The organism is Halorubrum hochsteinianum, from assembly GCF_023702125.1.
In the GTDB taxonomy this organism is placed as follows: domain Archaea; phylum Halobacteriota; class Halobacteria; order Halobacteriales; family Haloferacaceae; genus Halorubrum; species Halorubrum hochsteinianum.
This window is the reverse complement of the sequence record NZ_CP098415.1, coordinates 575,785-595,859: the sequence shown is the minus strand read 5'-3', so window position 1 is coordinate 595,859 and position 20,075 is coordinate 575,785. Positions and strand designations below refer to the sequence as shown.

Annotated in this window: 20 protein-coding genes; 12 read left to right on the top strand and 8 right to left on the bottom strand. The window is 72.4% G+C overall.

From position 1 onward, the window contains the following. Positions 1–31 precede the first annotated feature (31 nt). Positions 32–676, top strand: a complete 645-nt coding sequence (locus tag NAF06_RS02925; RefSeq protein ID WP_008581903.1) for a DUF7095 family protein — start codon at positions 32–34, stop codon at positions 674–676. A 61-nt stretch (positions 677–737) separates the two neighbouring features. On the opposite strand, the gene NAF06_RS02920 is transcribed toward NAF06_RS02925, so the two are convergent. The 8 genes from NAF06_RS02920 to dgoD form a co-directional block, all read right to left on the bottom strand. Then, entirely contained in the window at positions 738–1,817 is a 1,080-nt protein-coding gene (locus NAF06_RS02920; RefSeq protein ID WP_008581902.1) for an aminopeptidase, read from the bottom strand. A 78-nt stretch (positions 1,818–1,895) separates the two neighbouring features. Next, positions 1,896–2,747, bottom strand: coding sequence for a class I SAM-dependent methyltransferase (locus NAF06_RS02915; RefSeq protein ID WP_008581901.1), 852 nt, complete (start codon positions 2,745–2,747; stop codon positions 1,896–1,898). 49 nt (positions 2,748–2,796) lie between these two features. Next, positions 2,797–3,258, bottom strand: coding sequence for a hypothetical protein (locus NAF06_RS02910; RefSeq protein WP_008581900.1), 462 nt, complete (start codon positions 3,256–3,258; stop codon positions 2,797–2,799). A gap of 94 nt (positions 3,259–3,352) precedes the next feature. After that, the gene (locus NAF06_RS02905) at positions 3,353–4,189 is read right to left on the bottom strand and encodes a deoxyribonuclease IV (protein ID WP_008581899.1); all 837 of its coding nucleotides are present in this window, start codon (positions 4,187–4,189) and stop codon (positions 3,353–3,355) included. 61 nt (positions 4,190–4,250) lie between these two features. Beyond that, positions 4,251–5,099: a lipoate--protein ligase family protein gene (locus tag NAF06_RS02900; protein WP_008581898.1), complete on the bottom strand. Its 849-nt coding sequence runs from the start codon at positions 5,097–5,099 to the stop codon at positions 4,251–4,253. Positions 5,100–5,170: 71 nt separating this feature from the next. Then, the gene (gene kdgK1 / locus NAF06_RS02895; protein WP_008581897.1) at positions 5,171–6,127 is read right to left on the bottom strand and encodes a bifunctional 2-dehydro-3-deoxygluconokinase/2-dehydro-3-deoxygalactonokinase; all 957 of its coding nucleotides are present in this window, start codon (positions 6,125–6,127) and stop codon (positions 5,171–5,173) included. A 170-nt stretch (positions 6,128–6,297) separates the two neighbouring features. Beyond that, on the bottom strand, positions 6,298–7,149 hold the full coding sequence (locus NAF06_RS02890) for an SDR family NAD(P)-dependent oxidoreductase (protein WP_008581896.1): 852 nt from the start codon (positions 7,147–7,149) through the stop codon (positions 6,298–6,300). A gap of 70 nt (positions 7,150–7,219) precedes the next feature. Then, a complete protein-coding gene (gene dgoD, locus NAF06_RS02885) occupies positions 7,220–8,371 on the bottom strand; it encodes a galactonate dehydratase (RefSeq protein ID WP_008581895.1) in 1,152 nt (383 codons plus the stop codon). 215 nt (positions 8,372–8,586) lie between these two features. On the opposite strand from dgoD, the gene NAF06_RS02880 reads away from it, so the two are divergent. From NAF06_RS02880 to NAF06_RS02830, 11 genes are all read left to right on the top strand, one after another. Then, positions 8,587–9,225 carry a bifunctional 4-hydroxy-2-oxoglutarate aldolase/2-dehydro-3-deoxy-phosphogluconate aldolase gene (locus NAF06_RS02880; RefSeq protein WP_008581894.1) on the top strand — a complete coding sequence of 213 codons (639 nt, stop codon included), beginning with the start codon at positions 8,587–8,589 and terminating at the stop codon, positions 9,223–9,225. A 251-nt stretch (positions 9,226–9,476) separates the two neighbouring features. After that, complete coding sequence (locus NAF06_RS02875) at positions 9,477–10,391, top strand: serine/threonine-protein kinase RIO2 (protein ID WP_008581893.1); 915 nt, start codon at positions 9,477–9,479, stop codon at positions 10,389–10,391. A 102-nt stretch (positions 10,392–10,493) separates the two neighbouring features. Further along, positions 10,494–11,882: a DUF6498-containing protein gene (locus NAF06_RS02870; protein ID WP_008581891.1), complete on the top strand. Its 1,389-nt coding sequence runs from the start codon at positions 10,494–10,496 to the stop codon at positions 11,880–11,882. Between the two features lie 209 nt (positions 11,883–12,091). Further along, positions 12,092–13,345, top strand: a complete 1,254-nt coding sequence (locus NAF06_RS02865; protein ID WP_008581890.1) for an ABC transporter substrate-binding protein — start codon at positions 12,092–12,094, stop codon at positions 13,343–13,345. Continuing rightward, on the top strand, positions 13,342–14,358 hold the full coding sequence (locus NAF06_RS02860; protein WP_008581887.1) for an FAD-dependent oxidoreductase: 1,017 nt from the start codon (positions 13,342–13,344) through the stop codon (positions 14,356–14,358). The genes NAF06_RS02865 and NAF06_RS02860 overlap by 4 nt, the downstream gene beginning before the upstream one ends. Beyond that, positions 14,355–15,569 carry a FecCD family ABC transporter permease gene (locus NAF06_RS02855; RefSeq protein ID WP_008581885.1) on the top strand — a complete coding sequence of 405 codons (1,215 nt, stop codon included), beginning with the start codon at positions 14,355–14,357 and terminating at the stop codon, positions 15,567–15,569. Before NAF06_RS02860 ends, NAF06_RS02855 begins: the two co-directional genes overlap by 4 nt. Further along, entirely contained in the window at positions 15,570–16,493 is a 924-nt protein-coding gene (locus NAF06_RS02850; protein ID WP_008581883.1) for an ABC transporter ATP-binding protein, read from the top strand. Positions 16,494–16,588: 95 nt separating this feature from the next. Next, positions 16,589–17,821: an ABC transporter substrate-binding protein gene (locus tag NAF06_RS02845; protein WP_008581880.1), complete on the top strand. Its 1,233-nt coding sequence runs from the start codon at positions 16,589–16,591 to the stop codon at positions 17,819–17,821. After that, the gene (locus NAF06_RS02840; RefSeq protein WP_008581877.1) at positions 17,822–17,998 is read left to right on the top strand and encodes a hypothetical protein; all 177 of its coding nucleotides are present in this window, start codon (positions 17,822–17,824) and stop codon (positions 17,996–17,998) included. A 148-nt stretch (positions 17,999–18,146) separates the two neighbouring features. Next, entirely contained in the window at positions 18,147–18,920 is a 774-nt protein-coding gene (locus tag NAF06_RS02835) for an FAD-dependent oxidoreductase (RefSeq protein WP_008581875.1), read from the top strand. 31 nt (positions 18,921–18,951) lie between these two features. Further along, the gene (locus NAF06_RS02830; protein ID WP_008581873.1) at positions 18,952–20,064 is read left to right on the top strand and encodes a DUF7551 domain-containing protein; all 1,113 of its coding nucleotides are present in this window, start codon (positions 18,952–18,954) and stop codon (positions 20,062–20,064) included. Positions 20,065–20,075: the final 11 nt, after the last annotated feature.

The following is a 20,075-nucleotide window of genomic DNA, read 5'->3' as shown; positions in this document are numbered from 1 at the left end:
TGTTTGCCCGCCCGCCGCGTAGCCGCGGTCAATGGAACGCGAACGGGCGGTCGACCGACTGGAGGCGCTCGTCGACCGGGTCGCGAGCGAGCCGATGCCGGTGCCCGTCCGCGAGGTGTGGGCGTTCGGCGACGTCGCGCTCGGGCTCGACCCGGTCGACCGGCTCGACGTCTACCTCACGAAGGACGTGATCATGGGCGGCGACGCCGACGCGGCCGCGGCGTTCGAGGCCGAGTACGGCGTGAAGGGCGTCGGAACCACGGTCGACGCCGCGTGGGCCGAGGCGAACCCGGACCGCGTGCGGACGAGCGACAACGGGTACGCCGCGCCCGAGAAGTGTCTCGCCGCGGAGCTCGTCGAAGACGACGAACCGATCCACCTCGAAGTGTGTAACGCGGGCTTCGAGGACAACGTCCGCCAGCGGCTGAAGGGCGCGCTCGCCCGCGACGCCTACGAGGAGGTGCTCGACCCCCGCGGGGTCTGCCTCTGGGTCGACGGCGAGCGCGACGACGAGGCGTTCGACCGCCTCCGCGAGGCCTCCCTCGCGATGCCGACGCTGCCCGCCGCGCTGGGAATGCTCGGTGCCGACGAGGCCGCCGCGAGCGAGGCCGCCGACGTGCTGAAGCGGCGACGGGCCGAACAGGAGGGGGCGTCCGTCCGCGGCGACATGGTGTGACCGCGGCGCTCGACCGTTCGACTGTCGCTCACTCGCCGTTCACTTGCTGTTCTCTCGTCGCTCACACATCGATGAGGAACGACCCGTCTCGGTAGACGGTCTCGCCGTCGAGGTCGATCCGCGCGTCCTCGCTCGCGTCGCAGACGAGGTCCGCGTGGACCGCGCTCTCGTTCGCCGTCCTGTCGTCCGGCACGCACTCCCCGACGGCGTCGCCGAGCGCGAGGTGGACGGTGCCCGCCGCCTTCTCGTCGAACAGGACGTTCCCGGTGACCTCGCCGATCTCCCGGTTGGTGCCGATGCCGAGTTCGCCGACGCGGCGCGCGCCCGCGTCGGTGTCGAGCAGGTCTGTGAGGACGGCCTCGCCCCGCTCGGCCGCGTGGTCGACCACCCGCCCGTCCGCGAAGTCGAGCCGGATTCCGTCCACCTCCCGACCGCCGCGCCGGAGCGGGTGATCGAACCGAATCGTCCCCTCGACGCCGTCGACCGCCGGGACGGTGGCGACCTCGCCGCCCGGCATGTTCTCCCGGCCGGCGTCGTTGTACGCCCCCATCCCCGCGACGTCGAGCCGGAGGTCGGTCTCGTCGCCGACGACCAGCCGCAGCTCGTCGGCCGCCGCCAGCCGGTCCGCAATCTTCGCCTGCCGCTCCCGGACCGCGGCCCAGTCGCGGTCCACGGCGTCGTACACGAGCGAGCGCCACGCCGGGGTGGACAGGTCGGCGCGCTGCGCGTCGGCCGGCGTCGGGTGCTGGGTGATCACCCAGCGCGTCTCCAGTCGCTCGCGGAGCAGCGGCTCCTTCGCCCGGCTGGCGGCCGCGCCGGTGTCGCCGCCCACGTCGCTCGTCGCGGCGGCGTTGCGCGCGCCCTTTATCAGTATCACCGCGTCGGTCTCCGCGAGCGCGGCGACGCGGTGGCCCTTCGGGCGGAAGTCGTCCGGGTCCATCTCCCGGGCGTACGCCCGGGTCGCGCGGGGGTTCCGCCACACGGTCGTCGGGCGCGCGCCGCGGCGGCCGAGCGCCTCGTACAGCGCGACGACGAGGTCCTCGGCGGCGGTCGGCGCGCGGACCTCCACGCCGTCGTCGGCCCCGGCGTCGATACAGTGGTCGACCAGCACCTCGGCGTGGCGTCGGATGCGTTCGTCCATGCGATCGGGAGGGCCGCCGGGGAAAAAGCCGTGAGCCACGGACCCGGAGCGGAAGTGAACGTGGAGCGAACCCGGCCGTCAGTCCCCGTCCGGGACCCGGCCCACGGTCACGTCGAACGGCACGTACTCGACGCGCTCGTACTCGCCGGAGCCGATCGCCGCGACGACCTCGCGGCCCATCTCGCGCCAACGCCCGCGGAGATCGTCGTAGGCCGCCTCGGAGGTCGCGCTCACGAGTTCGTCGCGGTGGTCCGCCAGCCCCGCGCCCGAGGCCTTCCGCGCGGCCGACCGCAGCGCGGCCTCGGCGTACGGCGGCTCCGTCCGCTTCTCGTGGACGTACCGTCGGGTCCGCACGTCTGTCAGCCCGACCTCGTCGAACGCCTCGCGCACGCGGTCGCCGAGCGCCACGTCGGTGTCGACGCCCGCGACGTACGCTTCCCGGGCCTCGCGCTCCAAGCGCTCCTCCGCGTCGACCGTCGAGGCCACCCGGACGTCCGCGTTGTCCGGCTCCACCGCGGCGACGAGGTCCGACGAGGCGCGGGCGAGCTCCCGGACCCCCGCGGTCGGGTCCGGGAGGTTGATCAGGAGGGCCTGACAGACGGCCAGATCGACCGCGCCGTCGCCGACCGGAAGCCGCGTCGCGTCCCCCGCCGCGTACTCGATCCGCCCGCCGCTCTCCTCGCGGGCGACCGACAGGAGGTCGCGGTCCGCGTCGACGCCGATCACGGTCGCGCCGCTCCCGGCCTCGGTCGCTCCGCCCCCGTCACCGGTCGCCTCCGCGGCCAGCACGCGGGTCAGCTCGCCCGTGCCGCAGCCGACGTCGAGGACGCGCTCGCGGCTCGACAGTTCGAGGTCGGTCAGCGCGTCGCGACCGTCCTCCCACATCCCGCGGCGGGTGTGTTCGAGGTACTCGGCGGAGAAGCGTCGCACGGCCCCGCTTCGCGGCGGGCGAAAATAAACGTCAGGAGTCGGTCGCGGGTCAGTCCCCGCCGGCCCCGTCGTCCCCGTCGCCGGTCCCGAGTCCGAGGAGGTCGGCGGCGAGGACGGCGGTGACGCCGGCGCAGTAGCCGACGAACGCGCTCGTCACCCCGACCGCGGCGAAGCTCACCGTCACGTCGCCGATCGCCGGACTTCCCCCGTCGACGCCGGGGACGCCGACGACCGTCCCGAGCAGGACGAACCCGCCGAGGACGGCCGCCGGCACGACGCCGACGGCCAGACAGGCCGGCCCACCGCAGCGCGCGTACGCCCCGGCGGCCGCCAGCGGCCCGGGCGCGTAGAACACCAGTAGCGGCAGGAGCCTGTCCGTGAGCGCGCTCGCCGCCGGCAGGTCCGTCGACTCGGCGACGAGCGCCAGCGTCACGACGGCCGCGAACCCGACCACCAGCCCGACCGCGCGGCCGCGGCGGCGTCCGAAGAGCAGCGCCTTCGTGGTGGGCATGTCCGTGGATCGCTCTCGGGGGAACTTAAATCCGCGTCGGACGGACGGCGTCGGTCGCGGGGACGGACGGCGTCCGTCGCCGCCACGGACCGGCTCAGTCGTGACGGAGTTCGCGCACTCGGTCGATGTTCCACGCGAAGCTCCTGCCGTCCTCTGTCGGCGTCTCCAGAGCGAGCGGCACGTCCGTCAGGTCGGGGTGGTTGAGGAACCGCTCCATCCCCGCCTCGCCGATGTGGCCCTCGCCGATGTGGGCGTGCTCGTCCTTGTTGGTGCCGCACGCGTGTTTCGAGTCGTTGAGGTGGACGTACTTCAGGTGCTCAAGCCCGACCACGTCGTCGAACTCCGCGATCGTCTCGTCGACCGCCTCCGGCGTCGAGAGGTCGTAGCCGGCCGCGAACGCGTGGGCGGTGTCGACGCAGACGTCGATGTCGGTATCCGTGCGGTCGATGACCCCCGCGAGGTGCTCGAACTCCCCGCCGAGCTTCGTCCCCGCGCCCGCGTCGCTCTCGATCAGGATCGTGACGCCGTCGGGCACGTCGAGGTCGTCGATCACCGAGGCGGCGTTGCCCAGCCCGCCCTCGACGCCCGCGCCGGTGTGCGCCCCGAGGTGGACGTTCACGTACGGGATTCCCAGCTTGTCGGCCGCGTCGACCTCCTTTTGCATCGAGTCGAGCGACTTCTCGCGGAGCCCCTCCTTCGGGGTACAGAGGTTCACGAGGTAGGAGGTGTGGATCACCCACGGGCCCTCCAGGTCGCGTTCGGTCCCCTCGCGGAACCGCTCGGCCTCCTCGTCGCCGATGCCCGGGTCCTGCCACACCTGCGGGGAGTGGGTGAATATCTGTCCGCAGTTGCCGCCGACCTCCACCTGGTTCGCCACGGCGTTGTCCACGCCGCCCGCGATGGAGACGTGCGCGCCGACCTTGAGACTCATACCGACTCCACGGGACCGGTCGAAAAAGCCCCTTCGGAACGCCGCCCCGGGGTGCGCGGCCCTACGAGCGGTCCCCCGGCCGCGTCCGGATCCACTCCTCGTCGCGGTACTTCTCGTCGACCAGCTCCGCCGCCCGCTCCAGCTCCGCGTCGGTCCACGAGCCGTCCGGCTCGACGGTCGCTTCCGGCGTCGCGGCCGCCCACTCCGCCAGCGCCGCCTCGACCGTCGCGACGGCCTCGGCGCGCTCGACGTCGACCAGTTCGTCCATCCCGGCGACGCGGTCGCTGAACGCCGCGGACGTCACCGGCGGGTCGGCGAAGACGCCGAGGTGGCGCTCGGCGTCGACCGAGAACGACAGCGACCCGTGCTGGATCACCGCCTCCCGCTTGCGGTACTGGGCGTTGCCGGCGATCTTCCGGCTCCGATCCCGATCGGGACCGGCGGCCACCACGTCGTGTGCCGGGTGAAGCTCACGGAGGTAGCAGGCGGGGTGGTACAGCTCCGGCACCGCCTCGTCGACGTAGTCGGCGTCGATCCCGAGTCGGTCGAACGCGTCGAGGACCGGCTCACACAGCAGGTGGTAACAGTCCAGCAGTTCGCCCGGGACCGTCTCCGCGGGCACCGCGATCGAGTACGCGATATCGCCACGCCCGTCGTGGTAGATCCCGCCGCCCCCGGTCTGTCTGCGCGTCACGTCGATCCCCTCGCGGTCGCAGAAGTCCCAGTCGACCGTCTCCGGGTTCTGGTGGCGACCGAGGGTGAGACAGCTCGGCTCCCAGCGGTACGTCCGGAGCGTGGCGGGGCCGCCGGCCGCGGCGGTCTCGGCGGCGACCTCGTCGAGCGCCATCTGGAGCGGGCCGGGGCGGGACTCCTCGCGTATCAGCCGCCAGTCGACGGCGGGCGCGGTCATACCGCCACCCTCGGTCGCCGCTCCGAAAGCGGTTGCGCTCGCGGCTCGGCGGCCGATCCAGTCCTCGACGTTCAGCGGTCGATCCCGTCCTCGCCCTCGATGACGCCTCTGACCTCCGCGCGGGTCGTCACGGCGAGGTCGCCGTCGGTGGTGCGTTTCAGCGCCGCCGTCGCCGACCCCCACCGGAGGGCCGCGGGGAGGTCCCCGCCGCGGAGTCGCTCCGCGACGTACCCGGCGACGAACGCGTCGCCCGTCCCGATCGCGTCGAACGTCTCCGCCTCGAACACCGGCTGCTCGTACACCGACCCGTCGTGGAGCGCGACCGACCCGTCGAGTCCGCGGGTGACGACCACCGTGCCGAACCCGAACTCCGTGGCGAGGCCGTGCGCGATCTCGACGGCGTCGCCCTCGCGGTCGAGCACCTCGCGCGCGTCGCGCCGGGGGACGAACAGGGTGTCGACGTGCTCGAACAGGTCCTCGTACGCCGCCCGCGCAGTCTCCGGGTCCCAGAGCTTCGACCGGTAGTTCAGGTCGAACGAGCGCGTGGTCCCCGCGTCGCCCGCGGCCCGCAACAGCGCGGTCGTCGTCCGCGCGGTCGTCTCCGAGAGGGCGGGCGTGATCCCCGTCGTGTGGAACCACTCGGCCTCCCTCACGGCGTCCGTCGGGAGCTCGTCCGGCTCGACGGTCGTGATCGCGGCGTCCGCGCGGTCGTAGATCACGTTCGTCCCCCGAGGCGACCCGCCGTGTTCGAGGTAGTAGGTCCCCACGCGGCTCGCGTCCGGGTCGGCCCACGCGACGCCCGGCCGGACGCCGTGGCTCCGCAGTTCTGTCACGATCCGCCGCCCGAGCGGCGAGTCGGGGAGCTTCGAGAGCCAGCGCGCGTCGGCCCCGAGCCGCGAGGCCCCGACGGCGACGTTGCTCTCCGCGCCCCCGGCCTGAACCGTCAGGTCGCGGGTCGTCTCCAGCCGCTCGCCGCGCGGCGGCGACAGCCGGAGCATCGTCTCGCCGAACGTCACGAGGTCGGTCATCGGAGCCACCCCACGGCGCGCGCCGCGAACGGATTCATACCTCGTCGTACGCTCGCCCGATTATAAGAGGGGGTGATCGGCGTCGGCCGCCGGCGTCCCGCAGACGACGCCTCCCGCCTCGCCGCCGCCGACGGCGACCGCCAACGGCGGCTAGCGACCGCGTCCGCCGGCTACTCCGAGCCCTCTCGCGCGCGGTAATCCGGCAGCACGTCGTCTTGCATCACCGCGCCGCGGCCGCCGTCGACGAGCAGCGCGGCCCCGGTGACGAAACTCGCGTCCTCGCTCGCGAGGAAGGAGACCGCACCGGCGACGTCGGCCGGCGTGCCGATCCGACCGGCCGGGTGGATCGACTCGACCTCCTCGAACCGCCCCTCGGGCAGTTCGTCGCGGGTCCGCTCGATCTCGACCCAGCCCGGGACGACCGTGTTCACGCGGACCCGGGGACCGAAGTCCACCGCGAGCGACCGCGTCATGCCGTTGATCCCGGCCTTCACCGCGTTGTACGGGAAGTGCGCGGGCATCGTCGCGTACGCGTGGTTCGACGAGACGTTCACGATCGCCCCGCGGTCCATGTGTTCGAGGGCGGCCCGCGCCGCGAGCCAGTACGCCCGGAAGTCCGTCTCGACGACGAACTCCCAGTCGTCGAGCGTCGCCTCGTCCGCGGCCGTCTCCGTCTGGACGCCGGCGTTGTTCACGAGCACGTCGACCGACCCGTAGCGCTCCGCGGCCGCCTCCGCCAGCGCGGCCACGTCGTCCGGGTCGCGCATGTCGGCGCGGACGAACGTCGCGTCGCCGGTCCGGTCGTCGCCCGACTCCCCCTCGTGCCGCGTCGCGATCCGCTCGGCGACGGCCTCGCCGGCCGCCTCCGACCGGCCGCTGACGACGACGTTCGCCCCCTCGGCGGCCAGCCGCTCCGCGACGCCGGCACCGATCCCCCGGGTCGACCCCGTGACGATCGCGGTCCGCCCGGCGAACCGTCCGGGGACCGCGTGTTCCGTCGGCGACTCGTGTCGGCGGGTCATCGGGCCACCTCGCGCCGGCGGGCCGTCGACTCGCGTCCCCTCCGTCGCGTCGACTCGGTCAGCATCGGGATCACCACTCCGCGACGGAGCCGTCGTCGTGCCGCCAGACGGGGTTGTGCCAGTCGACGTCCTTCTCCGCCTGCTCGCGGACGTGGGCCTCGTCGATCTCGATTCCGAGTCCGTCGCCGTCGGGGACTTCGACGAAGCCGTCGCGGTACTCGAACACCGACGGGTCGGCGAGGTAGTCCAGCACGTCGCTCGTCTCGTTGTAGTGGATGTCGAGCGACTGCTCTTGGATGAGCGCGTTCGGCGTGCAGGCGTCGACCTGAACGCAGGACGCGAGCGCGATCGGGCCGAGCGGGCAGTGGGGCGCGACCGACACGTCGTACGCCTCGGCCATCGACGCGATCTTCTTCAGCTCCGTGATCCCGCCCGCGTGCGACACGTCCGGCTGGATCACGTCGACCGCGTCCGCCTCCAGCACCTCCTTGAAGTCCCACCGCGAGTACATCCGCTCGCCGGTCGCGATCGGGATCGTCGTCGACCCCCGGATCGCCGGCAGCGCGTCGTTGTTCTCCGGCAGCACCGGCTCCTCGATGAACATCGGGTCGTACGGCTCCAGCGCCGCCGCCAGCCGGCGGACCATCGGCTTGGCCACCCGCCCGTGGAAGTCGACCCCGACGTCGACCTCGTCGCCGACCGCCTCCCGGACCGCGGCGATCCGGTCGGCCGCGTCGGACACGGCCGCCGGGTTGTCGACCGGGCGCAGCTCCGGGGTCGCGTTCATCTTCAGCGCCGAGAACCCGGCGTCGACCTTCTCGCGGGCGGCCTCGCCCACGTCCGCCGGTCGGTCGCCGCCGATCCACTGGTAGACGCGGATCCGGTCGCGCGCGCGGCCGCCGAGCAGTTCGTGGACGGGCGCGCCGAGCCCCTTGCCCTTGATGTCCCACAGCGCCTGGTCGATGCCCGCGATCGCGCTCATCAGCACCGGCCCGCCGCGGTAGAACCCGCCGCGGTACATCGTCTGCCAGTGGTCCTCGATCCGCGTCGGGTCCTCGCCGAGCAGGTAGCTGTCGAGCAGTTCCTCGACGGCCGCGCGGACCGTGTGCGACCGCCCCTCGACGATCGGCTCCCCCCAGCCGACGGTGCCGTCGCTCGTCGTCAGCTTCAGGAACAGCCAGCGGGGCGGTACCTCGAACAGTTCGTAGTCAGTGATGCGCATTGTGAGTTGGCTTCCCCCGACGATCGGGACCGATCCGCCCGAGACGGCCGCCGCCGTGCGGGCCGTTCGCCCGTCCTCGGTCGCCGCCGGTCTCCGGCGCGGATCGGTCCGGTCGCCACGGTCGTACTTACCCCACCGTCGGTTAAATAGCGTGTCTGTGACGCGCCGCCCCCGACCCGGCTCGATTTAAGTCCCCTCCGGAGTGAGGGACCCCCATGCGAACTGACCGACTCGACAGGATCACCGAGGGCGGCGTGGTCGCCATCCTCCGCGGCGTGGCGCGCGACGACGCCGTGGCGGTCGCGGACGCCGTCGTCGACGCCGGCGTGACGGCGCTCGAAGTGACCGCGGACACGCCGAACGCGATGTCGTCGATCGAGGCGATATCGGAGCGCGTCGACGACGCGCTTGTCGGCGCTGGAACGGTGCTCGACCCCGAGACGGCGCGGGCGGCGCAGCTCGCGGGCGCGGAGTTTCTCGTGACGCCGACGGTGAACGCCGACGTCATCGAGACGGCGAACCGCTACGGCACGCCGATCGCGGCCGGCGCGTACACGCCGACCGAGGCGCTCGAAGCGTATCAGGCCGGTGCCGACGCGGTGAAGGTGTTCCCCGCGAAGACCGGCGGGCCCGAGCACGTCGCGGCGATCGGCGGCCCGCTCCCGCAGATCCCGCTCGTCCCGACCGGCGGCGTCGGCCCGGAGAACGCCGGCGAGTACGTCCGGGCGGGCGCGGTCGCGGTCGGCGTCGGGAGTTCGATCGTCGACGGCGAGGCGATCGCCGACGGCGCGTTCGACGAGATCCGGTCGAACGCGCGGGCGGTCGTCGAGGCCGTGTCGACGGCCCGCGACTGACCCTCGTCGGCCGTGTTCCCGCAAGTCGCGACGACGTCCGGTCGTCGCCGAACGGTCCGGTAACGACCGCCTCGACCGGCGTCGACCGCTCCGCTCTCGATTTTCTCCTCCTCAGCGTCCCGTCGTTCTGAAACCGCTCCCCTCGGCCCGGGTTCAGCGCCCCGAGGGCAATTTGATATCGCGCTATGTGATATATCGGCGGGCTCGCCGAACGCACGCCCCTTTTACGAATCGCCGGAGTAGGGGCGCGTATGGTGCGAAACGTCGCCGGCGACATGGCGGAGCTGGACCCCGAGGACTTCTACCTCCTCTCGGGCGTCGAGCAGGGGATGCGCTTCTCGGAGTGGGTCCGCCGCGACAAGCTCCCGGACTACGCGGACCTGACCCGCGAGGAGGTCGACTACCGCATCGACCGGTGTCTCGACCGGGAGCTGATCGAGCGGAAGACGATCCAGTACGAGGGGTACCAGCTCACCTTCGAGGGATACGACGCCTTGGCGCTCCGGACGTTCGCCGAGCGCAAGACGATCGACGGCGTGGGGTCCCCCCTCGGACTCGGCAAGGAGGGCGACGTGTACGAGGCGCAGTCGTTCCGCCCGCTCGCCCTGAAGTACCACCGCGAGGGGTACACCAACTTCCGCGAGGTGAAGCGCGACCGCGAGTACACCGCCGACCGCGACCACGTCTCGTGGCTCTACACCGCGCGCAAGGCCGCCGAACGCGAGTACGAGGCGATGGAAGAGCTGTACCCCGACGTGAGCGTGCCGCGACCGGTTGACCACAACCGCCACGCCATCGTGATGGAGAAGTTCGCGGGCGTCGAGCTGTCGCGCGCGTCGCTCGACCCCGAGCAGGCGGTCGGCGTCCTCGATCTGATCTGCCGCGAACTCGCGACCGCCTACGAGTTGGGATGGGTCCACGCCGACGCCTCCGAACACAACGTCGCGGTCGCGGAGAGCGGCGTCACGATCTTCGACTGGCCGCAGGCGGTGTCGGTCGACCACGAGAACGCTCGGGAGTTCCTCGAACGCGACGTCGAGAACCTCGTCCGGTACTTCGCCCGGAAATACCCCCACGAGGTGCCCAGAGACGCCGACACCGACGGTATCGCCGCCGCCATCGCCGACGGCTCGTTCGAGACGGTTCGGGCGTTCGGCGGCGGATAAACCGAATACCGATATACGAAATCTGCTCTCAGTCGTTCGGTCTCGGCGGACGGCCGACCCCGCGCCGACAGCTTTTCCTCGCTGCCGTCGAACGATGAATTGATGGCGTCGCCGTCGAACGATTCGCCGGTCGCGTTCCTGGTGACGGTCGCGGCGAACGTCGCTCCGCTGATCGGGGTGTTCGGCCTCGGGTGGAGCGCGCGGACGTTCGCGGTCGTCTACGCGATCGAACTGGTCGTCGCCCTCCCGTTCGCCGGGGTGAAGGCGCTGTTCGCGCGCCGCCCGCCGAACTACGACGAGCTAGAGCGCCCCGACGGGGACCCGGACGAGTCCGACGGCTCTGCCGGGGACTCCGTCGGCCCGAGCGACCTCAGTCGTCGGCGCGGGAGCGTCCCCATCGCCGACGCGCTCCCGCCGATCTACCTCCGGAACGTCCCGTTCGCCTCGCGGGCGTTCGGGGCCGCGTCGCTCGCCGGGGCGTTTCTCTTCGTGTTGGGCCGGTTCGTCGACGTGCCGGCGACGCTCGCCGACCCGAGCGTGGCGGCGAGCGTCGTCTTCCTGGTCGTCTCCCACGTCGGCGTCGTCGAGCGGGAGTACTTCCGGACGCGACGCTACGAAACGACCACGCCCCGAGACGTCGTCGCCAGCGCGACGACCGAGGGCACGCTGGCCGCGGCGGCACTCATGCTCGCGGTCGTCGGCGGCCCGGCCGGCGCGCTGGTTGCGTTCGTCGCGGTGAAGCTGTTCGCGGAGTGGCGCGGCTACCGCGGCGAGGTGGCGTTCGACCCCGAAGAGGGGGAAGGAACGCTCCCGGCCGTCGCGGCCCCGGACGCGTCGCCGACGGCGGAGGTCCGTCCGGACCGACGTGCGGTCCGGCTCACCGCGCTCTGGCGGGGCGCGATATCCGCGGTCACCGCCGGCCCGGCGTACCTCTTCGCGTGGGTCGGGCTCACCGCCGGGTCGGCGAGGGCGGTCGCCGCCGCGGTGGTCTGTTTCGGCCTCCTGCCGGCCGGCGTCGGCGGGCTGAAGGCCGTCGAGTACGCCCTCACCCACGGCACGCTGAGGTATCAGCGCCGCGCCGACGCGGTGGTGGCCTACGACGGCCTCACCGAGACGGTCCAGTGGACGACCCCCGCCGACGACGTCCGCGACGCCGAACTGTGCGAGGGGGAGCTCGTCGACCGCGCCCGCGACACCCGGACGTTCTCGCTCACCGCGTTCGCGGACGAGTACGACCTCAATGTCGCGCATCTCCGGGAGTACGGCCGGGCCGTCGAGGCGTTCGACCTCCCCGTCGAGACGACGGCGTTCGGCCCGCTCGACCGGCGCGTCGTCGGGGCGGCGGTCGCGGTCGGGGCCTGCGGCGTCGCCGCCGTGGCCGGTCTCGCCGCCTCCGCCCCCTCCGTCGGGGCGGTCGCCGCCGGGTTCGGCGGCCCGTTCGGCGTCGTCGGCCTCAGAAGGGCGTGGCGGTGGGCGCTCCCGGCCGCCTGATCCGACGCCGAGGGCGGGCCGCGGACCACGGGCGCGATAGGGGCGCGTCGCGGCCGGTCACCGACGGAACGCACGCATCAGATCCGTCCTCCCGCGACCGCGCGAGTCGCCTTCGTCCCGGAGTTCGCGTGAGGCCGCCGAACGCGACGAACGTTTAGGCTCGCCTAACATTCGAAACCGCTTTAATGCTTTAGGGTGGCCTAAACCATATGGAACGAGACGCGGACCGACTCGCCGGCACGCGGCGCGACGCGATCAGGTACTGCGGAGCCGTCGCCGGCGCGGGGTTACTCGCCGGGTGTAGCGGCACCGAGTCGACGCCGAGCGGGTCCGGATCCGGCGGTGGAAACGGCTTGGCGGACGGAGACGACTCGTCGGGCGAGGGCGACTCGTCGGGCGAGGACGACGACGCGGGGTCGTACACCGCATCGATCGCGCCCGTCGGCGAGGTCGAGTTCGACTCCGTGCCGGAGAACGTGTTCACGATGTACAACCAGTACGCGGACATGCTGGTCGCGCTCGGACACGGCGACGCCGTCAACTCCATGTTCGTCCCGGAGATGGGCGGCCCGACGATGAACAACTACTACGAGCGGCTGGACGGCGTCTCCTTCGACTGGGAGGGGCTTCCGAACCCGTACGAGAACTTCACGAAGGAGTTCTTCTACGACCTCGACAGCGACGTCCACCTCCTCGACCCCGCGTGGGCGGTCACGCAGGACAACTGGGGCGTCGACGACGTGGCCGACGTCAGCGAGTCCGTCGGCCCGTTCTTCGGGAACTTCTACAGCGGGACCCACGCCTCCCCGACCGAGGCATACGCCGACGCATACGAGTACTACACGCTGTGGGAGCTGTTCGGCCGCGTCGCCGACGTGTTCCGGGAGCGCGAGCGCTACGAGCGACTGCGCTCGGTTCACGAGGACCTCGTCGCGTCGATTCGGGCCGACCTCCCGCCCGAGGACGAGCGCCCGACCGCCGTCCGCGTCACCCTCGGCGACGGGCAGTTCTGGGCGTACCACCTGAACCGGCCGGGGTTCTGGCTGGCCGACACCCGCCCGCTCGCCGCCGACGATCCCTTCGAGGACGACGTGTGGGACGGGCTCTGGGGCGGCGTCGGCTACGAGCGGATGCTGGAGGCCGACCCGGACGTGATCCTCCACCTGTGGGGGGCCACCCCCCGGTACGAGATGGCGAGCGTCCGCGAGCGGCTCAGGTCGCACTCCGTCGGGAGCGAACTCACCGCGGTACAGGACGACCGCGTGTACGCGCAGGGGATGCGCTACCAGGGGCCGATCATGAACCTGTTCCAGATCGAGATGACGGCGAAACAGCTCTACCCGGAGGTCTTCGGCGAGTGGCCCGGCTACGAGGACGGCCAGCCGTACCCGGAGATCCCGGCCGACGAGCGGCTGTTCGACCGCGACGAGGTCGCCTCGATCGTCACCGGGGGGACGGAATGAGCGCTCCCGACCGCGACGTCGTCGTGGTCGGGGCCGGTCCCGCGGGCTGCGCCGCCGCGGTGTTCGCGGCGCGCGAGGGGCTCGACGTCGCCGTCTTCGACCGCGGCCGGTCGTCGCTCGCGCGCTGCGCGCACCTGGAGAACTACCCCGGGTTCCCGGCCGGCATCGACGTCGGGACGCTCTCGGACCTCATGCGCGCGCAGGTCGAGCGGGCGGGCTGTGCGCTCGTCGACGACCTCGTCGAGTCCGTCGAACGGTCGGGCGACGACTCCGACGACTCCGCCGAATCCGACGGTTCCGCCGAATCCGCCGACCCCGACGGCCCGCGGCTCGTCGTCCGCCCGCAGGAGGGCGACCCCGTCGCGGCCCGCCGGGTGATCGCGGCGACGCGCTACGACGGGGAGTACCTCCGCGGCCTCGGCGACGACGACGCGATGTTCGAGGTCCACGACCACGGCGGCGAGACCCACGAGCACTTCGACCGTGAGTACGCGGACCGCGACGGGACGACCCCCGTCGACGGGCTGTACGTGGCCTCGCCCTCCGAGGCGTCTCGGCAGGCGATCACGGCCGCGGGCCGCGGCGCGCGGGTCGGCAAGCGGGTCGTCGCCGACGCCCGGATCGACGCCGGCTGGTGGCCCGACGCGGCCGAGGGCGTCGACTGGGTCCGCCGAGAGGCCGAACTCGACGACGAGTGGGCCGACCGCGACCGGTGGGTCGAGTGGTTCGACGAGGAGCACGCCGACGGCCCGGTCGACCCCGACTCGGAGCGGTTCGCGCGCGTCCGGGAGGCCGCGGTCGACGACGCGCTGTCGTCGTACGTCGACGCCGACGAGGAGGCGGCCCGCGCCGCGGCCGGCCGCCGCGCGCTCGCGGGGCGACTCGACCCGGAGGCGGTCGTCGACGCCCACGGGGCCGACGCGCTGCTCGACGCGATGGACGACGAGGCGGTCGCGGCGCACCTCGCGGGGGACGAATCGGACGCCGAGCGGCCCGACGAGGCGTCGCCATGACCGGCCGGGAGACGCGGACCGACGGCGGCTCCGTCGCCGACGGCGAGGGGCGGGCGGTCGGCGGCGGCCCCTCTCGACGACCGGTCGAGGGGAGCCGGCTCGGGTGGCTGTTCGAGCCGCGCCTCGCCACGGTGATCGCGGGGAGCCTCGCGCTCGTCGCCGCCGCGGGGCTCGTTCAGGTGAGCTTCGGGACGTACTCGATGACGGTCGGGCAGGCGTGGCGGGCCGTCTTCGACCCCGCCGTCCTGCTCGACCCGCGGTGGTTCCTCAACTTCCTCCTCGGCGAGGAGCTGATGCGGGCGGTCACGGGCTTTCGGGGCGAACTGCCGCGGCTCGCGCGCGAGACGCTCGTCGTCTGGAACATCCGGCTCCCGCGGGTGCTCGTCGGCGTCGTCGTCGGGATGAACCTCGCGGTCTCGGGCGCGATCTTCCAGGCGGTGACGCGGAACGAGCTCGCCAGCCCGTTCATCCTCGGCGTCTCCTCGGGCGCGGGGCTGATGATCCTGCTCACGCTCGTCGTGTTCGGCGGACTCTCCGCGTTCCTCCCGATCATCGCGGCGCTCGGGGGCTCGGTGGCGTTCCTCGTCGTCTACGCCATCGCGTGGAAGAACGGGACCAGTCCCGTGCGGCTCGTGCTCGCGGGCGTCATCGTCGGGACCGTCTTCAACAGCCTCCAGACCGGGCTCTTCTTCTTCGCCGACGACATCGGCGTCGTCCAGTCGGCGATCCAGTGGACCACCGGGTCGCTGACCGGGACCGACTGGGAGCAGGTCCGGATGGCGCTCCCGTGGACGCTCGTGGCGGTGACCCTGTCGCTCGCGGGATCGCGCCAGCTGAACCTCCTCCTCCTCGGCGAGCAGACGGCGAAGTCGCTGGGGATGTCGATAGAGCGGGTGCGGTTCGCGCTCTCCGGGGTCGCGGTGCTGGCGGCGGCCGCCAGCATCGCGGTGGCGGGCATCGTGAGCTTTGTGGGCCTCATCGTCCCCCACGTGGTCCGGAACCTCGTCGGCAGCGACTACAAGCGGGTGATCGTCGGCTGCCTCTTCGTCGGTCCGGCGCTGATGGTCGGGGCCGACGTGGGAGCGCGCCTCGGGATGGGCGTGCTGACCGGCGCGGACGCGCAAGTCCCGGTCGGGATCGTTACCGGGCTGGTCGGCGGACCGTACTTCCTGTACCTGATGCGGCGACAGCAGAACATGGGTGACCTCTGAATGTCCATCTTCAGCGCGAACGCGACCGAACCGGAGGAATCGAGCGGCGGGAACGAACTCGACGGCGCGAACGAACCGCGCTCCGCGAACGAGCCGGACGATCCGGATGGACTCGGAACCGACGGCAGCGACCCGAGCGACCTCGACGCCGAGGACCTCGTGTTGGGCTACCCGACCGCCCCGGAACCGGTGATCGACGGCGAGTCGATCGCGGCCGAGCCGGGCGCGGTCACCGCCCTCGTCGGGCCGAACGGCTCCGGGAAGAGCACCCTGCTGAAGGGGTTGGCGAACCAGATCGCGCCCGAGGACGGCTCGGTGCTCTTGGACGGGCGCGACGTCCACTCGATGGACACGAAGGCGCTCGCGAAGCAGCTCGGACTGCTCTCGCAGGAGAGCACGTCGCCGGACAGCATCACCGTCGAGGACCTGGTGTACCACGGCCGCTACCCGCACCGCGGCTTCTTCGAGCGGACGACCGACGAGGACGCCCGCGCGGTCGAGCGCGCCATCGATCTGGCCGGCTGCGGTCACCTGCGCGACCGCGAGGTCGGGAGCCTCAGCGGCGGACAGAAGCAGTTGGCGTGGATCGCGATGATCCTCGCGCAGGACACCGACGTGCTCCTGTTGGACGAGCCGACGACGTTCCTCGATCTCCACCACCAGATGGAGGTGATGGAGATCATCGAGACGCTCCGCTCGGAGAGCGAGGTCACCGTCGTCGTCGTCCTCCACGACATCGAGCAGGCCGCGCGGCTCGCCGACCGCGTGGTCGCGCTCAAAGACGGCGAGGTCCGGGCGCGCGGCCCGCCCGAGGAGGTCGTCACCGAGGAACTGCTCACCGACGTGTTCCGGGTCGACGCTGAGGTCGTCGACACCGACCGCGGCCCGCGCGTGACGCCGATCCGGGCGCGGCACGAGGGGTAGCGCGTCCCGAAGCGCCCGAACCCCGATCGGCCGCGACATTTTTAGGCCGTCCTAAGAATCGGAACGGTTAAATTGTTTTAGGCTAGCCTAAAAGTATGTCCAGGGACGACGCGGCACGCGGAGACCTGACCCGCAGAGCGTTCGCGAAGTACGGCGGAACGGTCGCTCTCGGCGGCCTGCTCGCCGGCTGTACCGGCGGCGGCGACGGCGACTCCGCGGGCGACGGCGGCAACGAGACCGGCTCCGACGGCGGCGACTCTGGGGGGTCTGACGCGGACACCGAGAGCGACGGGAGCTACTCCGTGTCCATCTCGCCGACGGGGGAGGCGACGTTCGAGTCGCCGCCGGAGACGGTGTTCACGCGGCTCACCCACCACGCGGACATGGCGTTCGCGCTCGGCCGGGGCGACGGGATCACCGCGCTGCACGCGCCCGACTACTACGACGGCCTGTGGAACCAGTACGTCGAGCGCCTGCCGGGCGTCTCGCTCGACTGGACGGGACTGTACTCCTCGTGGCAGCCGAGCAAGGAGAAGCTGTACGAACTCGACAGCGACGTCCACCTCGCGGACCCGGCGTGGATCACCCGACAGGACGCGTGGAGCCGCGAGGACATCGACGAGATCGGCGAGCGCGTCTCGCCGTGGTTCGGCAACTCCCTCTCCGACCGCCACCAGGACCCTCCCGAGGACTGGGCCGACGGCTACCAGTACTACGGCCTGTGGGAGCAGTTCGAGATCGTCGCCGAGGCCTTTCAGGAGCGAGAGCGCTACGAGGCGCTCGCGAGCGTCCGCGAGGAACTGCTCGCGACGATCGACGAGAACATCCCCGCGGAGGAGGAGCGCCCGAGCGCGGTCATGATCGCCGCCGCGGACATCGAGGAGATCTACGCGTACACGCTGAGCAACCCCGGCTTCCTCACGGCGCACACCCGTCCGCTCGGGCCGCGCGACGCCTTCGAGGGGAGCATCGACTCCGGGACCGTCGTCGACTTCGAGACGATACTCGACGCCGACCCCGACGTAATCCTCTATCTCGGCGGCATGGAGCCGGGGACGGACATGGCCGGGCGGCGGACCGCCTTCGAGGAGGACCCCGTCGGCTCGGAGGTCGCTGCGGTCAGGAACGACCGCATCCACCCGCAGGGCGCTCGGTACCAGGGGCCGATCCTCAACCTCTTCCAGATCGAGATGACCGCGAAGCAGCTGTACCCCGACGCCTTCGGCGAGTGGCCGCGCTACGAGGAGGGCCCGTACCCGGAGATCCCGGAGGAGGAACGGCTGTTCGACCGGGAGCGCGTCGCGGACGCCATCAACGGGGACCTGTAGATGCGCGCCCGCGAGTGGGTCGTCGCGGCGACGTACGGCGACCCGACCGACTACGACGTGCCCGCGCTGCCGACGTGGCGGGTCGAACGCGGCGCGGACGGCGACCTCGCGTTCGCGGCGACCGACCGCGACGAGCCGTTCATCGCCGCCGAGCGCCCGGTCCGCGTGCGCCGATGACCGGGGGGCCGTCGACCGTCCGGCTCCCGGGAGCGGGCGCGACGCGCGACCGAAGCCCCTACCTCGGCGCGTCCCCGTCGAGGGGTATGGAATCGACCGAGACGCGCGCGGGCGACCGCCGCCGACGGAGCCGACGGGTGTTCGACCGATGACCAATGGGCCGACCGGCGCGCGCGACGTTGTCGTCGTCGGGGGCGGCGTCGCCGGCCTCTCCGCGGCCGTCTTCACGGCCCGGAACGGGCTCGACACGCTCGTCGTCGACCCCGGGGAGTCGATCCTCCGCCGGAACGCGCGGCTGGAGAACTTCCCCGGTTTCCCGCTCGGCGTCGACCCCCGCCGGCTCCTCGACCTGCTCGGCGAGCAGGCGGCGGAGGCGGGCGCGGACCGACTCGACGCCCGGGTCACCCGGATCGAGACGATCGATCCGGGCGACGACGCCGCGGACGGCGCTCGGTTCGTCGTCGAGACCGACGCTGACGAGCGTGACGGCGCGGTCCGGGCCCGGTACGTCGTCGCGGCGACGAAGAACGAGGTAGGCTACCTCGAGACCCTCGACGGGGTCGGAATCCTCGACCGCGGGAAGTCGTACGTCGACGCGGACGAGCGCGGTCGGACCGGCGTCGACGGACTGTACGCGGCCGGCCGACTCGCGGAGAAGCCGCACCAGGCCGCGGTCTGCGCCGGCCACGGCGCGGAGGTCGGGGTGACGATTCTGGAGGACGACGACGCGCTCTTCTACCACGACTGGGTCGCGCCCGAGGGCTACTTCACCGACCGCGGCCGCGACGTGCCGCCGGGCTGCGAGGAGGTCAACGCCGACGAGCGCCGGGAACGCGAGGCGGCCGCGCTCGACGCGATCCCCGAGCGGTTCGCGGAGCCGCACCCGGACCCGCAGGAGACCCACCCGAGCCTAGAGGAGTGACCCCGACGGACGACCCTCGGAGGAGACCGACGTGATCGGAACCACGCTACTGGACATCGCGGACCACATCGAGTCGCTCGCGGCCGCGGACGGCGAGTTCTCGCTCGTCTGCGCGCGGTACGGCGACCGGCCGGTCCCCGCCGCCGGACTGCGGTTCGACAGCCGGGAGACCGCCCGCGCGGCCGCCCGAGCGACGGAGCAGTACCGCGACGCTCTCCGACGGTACGACCCGCGGCTGCCCTTCTACGACGTCGTCGTCAGACAGGAGTTCGCCGGCCCGGAGCCGCCGTCGACGGACGAGCGGGCCGACGACGCGCGCCGTTTCGCCCCGCCCCTCGGCGACCGAGCGACCGACGAACTCTCCGATCGCGTCGTGGACGGCGCGGCCGGGGGATCGCGCCGCGGTGACCGCGACGGTCGAGGGTCGCCGCTCCCCCGGTCCGCCGGCGACTCCCCGGAACGCGGTCGGCACCGCGACCGCGTCGAGTTCTGTCACGCCGCGGCGGCGGCGACGTTCGAGGCGCTCTCTGCCGGCGGCCACGACCGCGCCGAGTCGGCGGTGATGGACGCGTACTTCGCGCTCGCGGAGCGGCGCTCCGACCCGGACGACCTCTGTCTCTGCCTCCTCGAAGCGATGGCGACGGCGCTCGAACGCCACCTCGATCCCGAGACGCAGGCGGCGGTGCTGTCCGCGGCCGCCGACCGGCTCTCCGACCCTGAACAGTCGCCCGCCGCCGATCGGCCGTCGTCGGATCCCGATCTGTCGGCGTCGTCGGCCGCCGATCCGTCGGAGCCGTCGGACCCGGTGACCGCGGCGTTCGACCGACTCGCGGCGGTCGGGCTCGTCGACGGGTACGAGCGCGTCGTCCCCGAAGAACGGTCTCCAGAGCTCCGGTCTTCGGCCTCGGACGGCGGGACGGTCCGCGTCTCGGGGTACGCGCTGTCGCCGACCGACGGGCGTCTCCCGACGCTCCCGGTGGCGCTGGCGGTGACGCGACGGGACCCGCGGGGACGGCCCGCGGGGGTCGCGCTCCTCGCGGCCGGGAGCGAGGAGACCGGCCCGGACTGGCGGTTCCGGGTCGCTCACGACGACCCCGTCCGCGACGGCGGTCCGGTGACCGCGCCGATCCCCTCGGAAGAATAGCGTCCGTGAGC

Bases quoted from the DNA above. Each gene is read 5' to 3' on its own strand.
- NAF06_RS02835 (WP_008581875.1), top strand. From the start codon at position 18,147: ATGACCAATGGGCCGACCGGCGCGCGCGACGTTGTCGTCGTCGGGGGC.
- NAF06_RS02855 (WP_008581885.1), top strand. From the start codon at position 14,355: ATGACCGGCCGGGAGACGCGGACCGACGGCGGCTCCGTCGCCGACGGC.
- NAF06_RS02910 (WP_008581900.1), bottom strand. From the start codon at position 3,258: ATGCCCACCACGAAGGCGCTGCTCTTCGGACGCCGCCGCGGCCGCGCG.
- NAF06_RS02845 (WP_008581880.1), top strand. From the start codon at position 16,589: ATGTCCAGGGACGACGCGGCACGCGGAGACCTGACCCGCAGAGCGTTC.
- NAF06_RS02865 (WP_008581890.1), top strand. From the start codon at position 12,092: ATGGAACGAGACGCGGACCGACTCGCCGGCACGCGGCGCGACGCGATC.
- NAF06_RS02840 (WP_008581877.1), top strand. From the start codon at position 17,822: ATGCGCGCCCGCGAGTGGGTCGTCGCGGCGACGTACGGCGACCCGACC.
- NAF06_RS02860 (WP_008581887.1), top strand. From the start codon at position 13,342: ATGAGCGCTCCCGACCGCGACGTCGTCGTGGTCGGGGCCGGTCCCGCG.
- NAF06_RS02905 (WP_008581899.1), bottom strand. From the start codon at position 4,189: ATGAGTCTCAAGGTCGGCGCGCACGTCTCCATCGCGGGCGGCGTGGAC.
- NAF06_RS02875 (WP_008581893.1), top strand. From the start codon at position 9,477: ATGGTGCGAAACGTCGCCGGCGACATGGCGGAGCTGGACCCCGAGGAC.
- NAF06_RS02920 (WP_008581902.1), bottom strand. From the start codon at position 1,817: ATGGACGAACGCATCCGACGCCACGCCGAGGTGCTGGTCGACCACTGT.
- NAF06_RS02870 (WP_008581891.1), top strand. From the start codon at position 10,494: ATGGCGTCGCCGTCGAACGATTCGCCGGTCGCGTTCCTGGTGACGGTC.
- NAF06_RS02850 (WP_008581883.1), top strand. From the start codon at position 15,570: ATGTCCATCTTCAGCGCGAACGCGACCGAACCGGAGGAATCGAGCGGC.
- NAF06_RS02890 (WP_008581896.1), bottom strand. From the start codon at position 7,149: ATGACCCGCCGACACGAGTCGCCGACGGAACACGCGGTCCCCGGACGG.
- NAF06_RS02925 (WP_008581903.1), top strand. From the start codon at position 32: ATGGAACGCGAACGGGCGGTCGACCGACTGGAGGCGCTCGTCGACCGG.
- dgoD (WP_008581895.1), bottom strand. From the start codon at position 8,371: ATGCGCATCACTGACTACGAACTGTTCGAGGTACCGCCCCGCTGGCTG.
- kdgK1 (WP_008581897.1), bottom strand. From the start codon at position 6,127: ATGACCGACCTCGTGACGTTCGGCGAGACGATGCTCCGGCTGTCGCCG.
- NAF06_RS02900 (WP_008581898.1), bottom strand. From the start codon at position 5,099: ATGACCGCGCCCGCCGTCGACTGGCGGCTGATACGCGAGGAGTCCCGC.
- NAF06_RS02880 (WP_008581894.1), top strand. From the start codon at position 8,587: ATGCGAACTGACCGACTCGACAGGATCACCGAGGGCGGCGTGGTCGCC.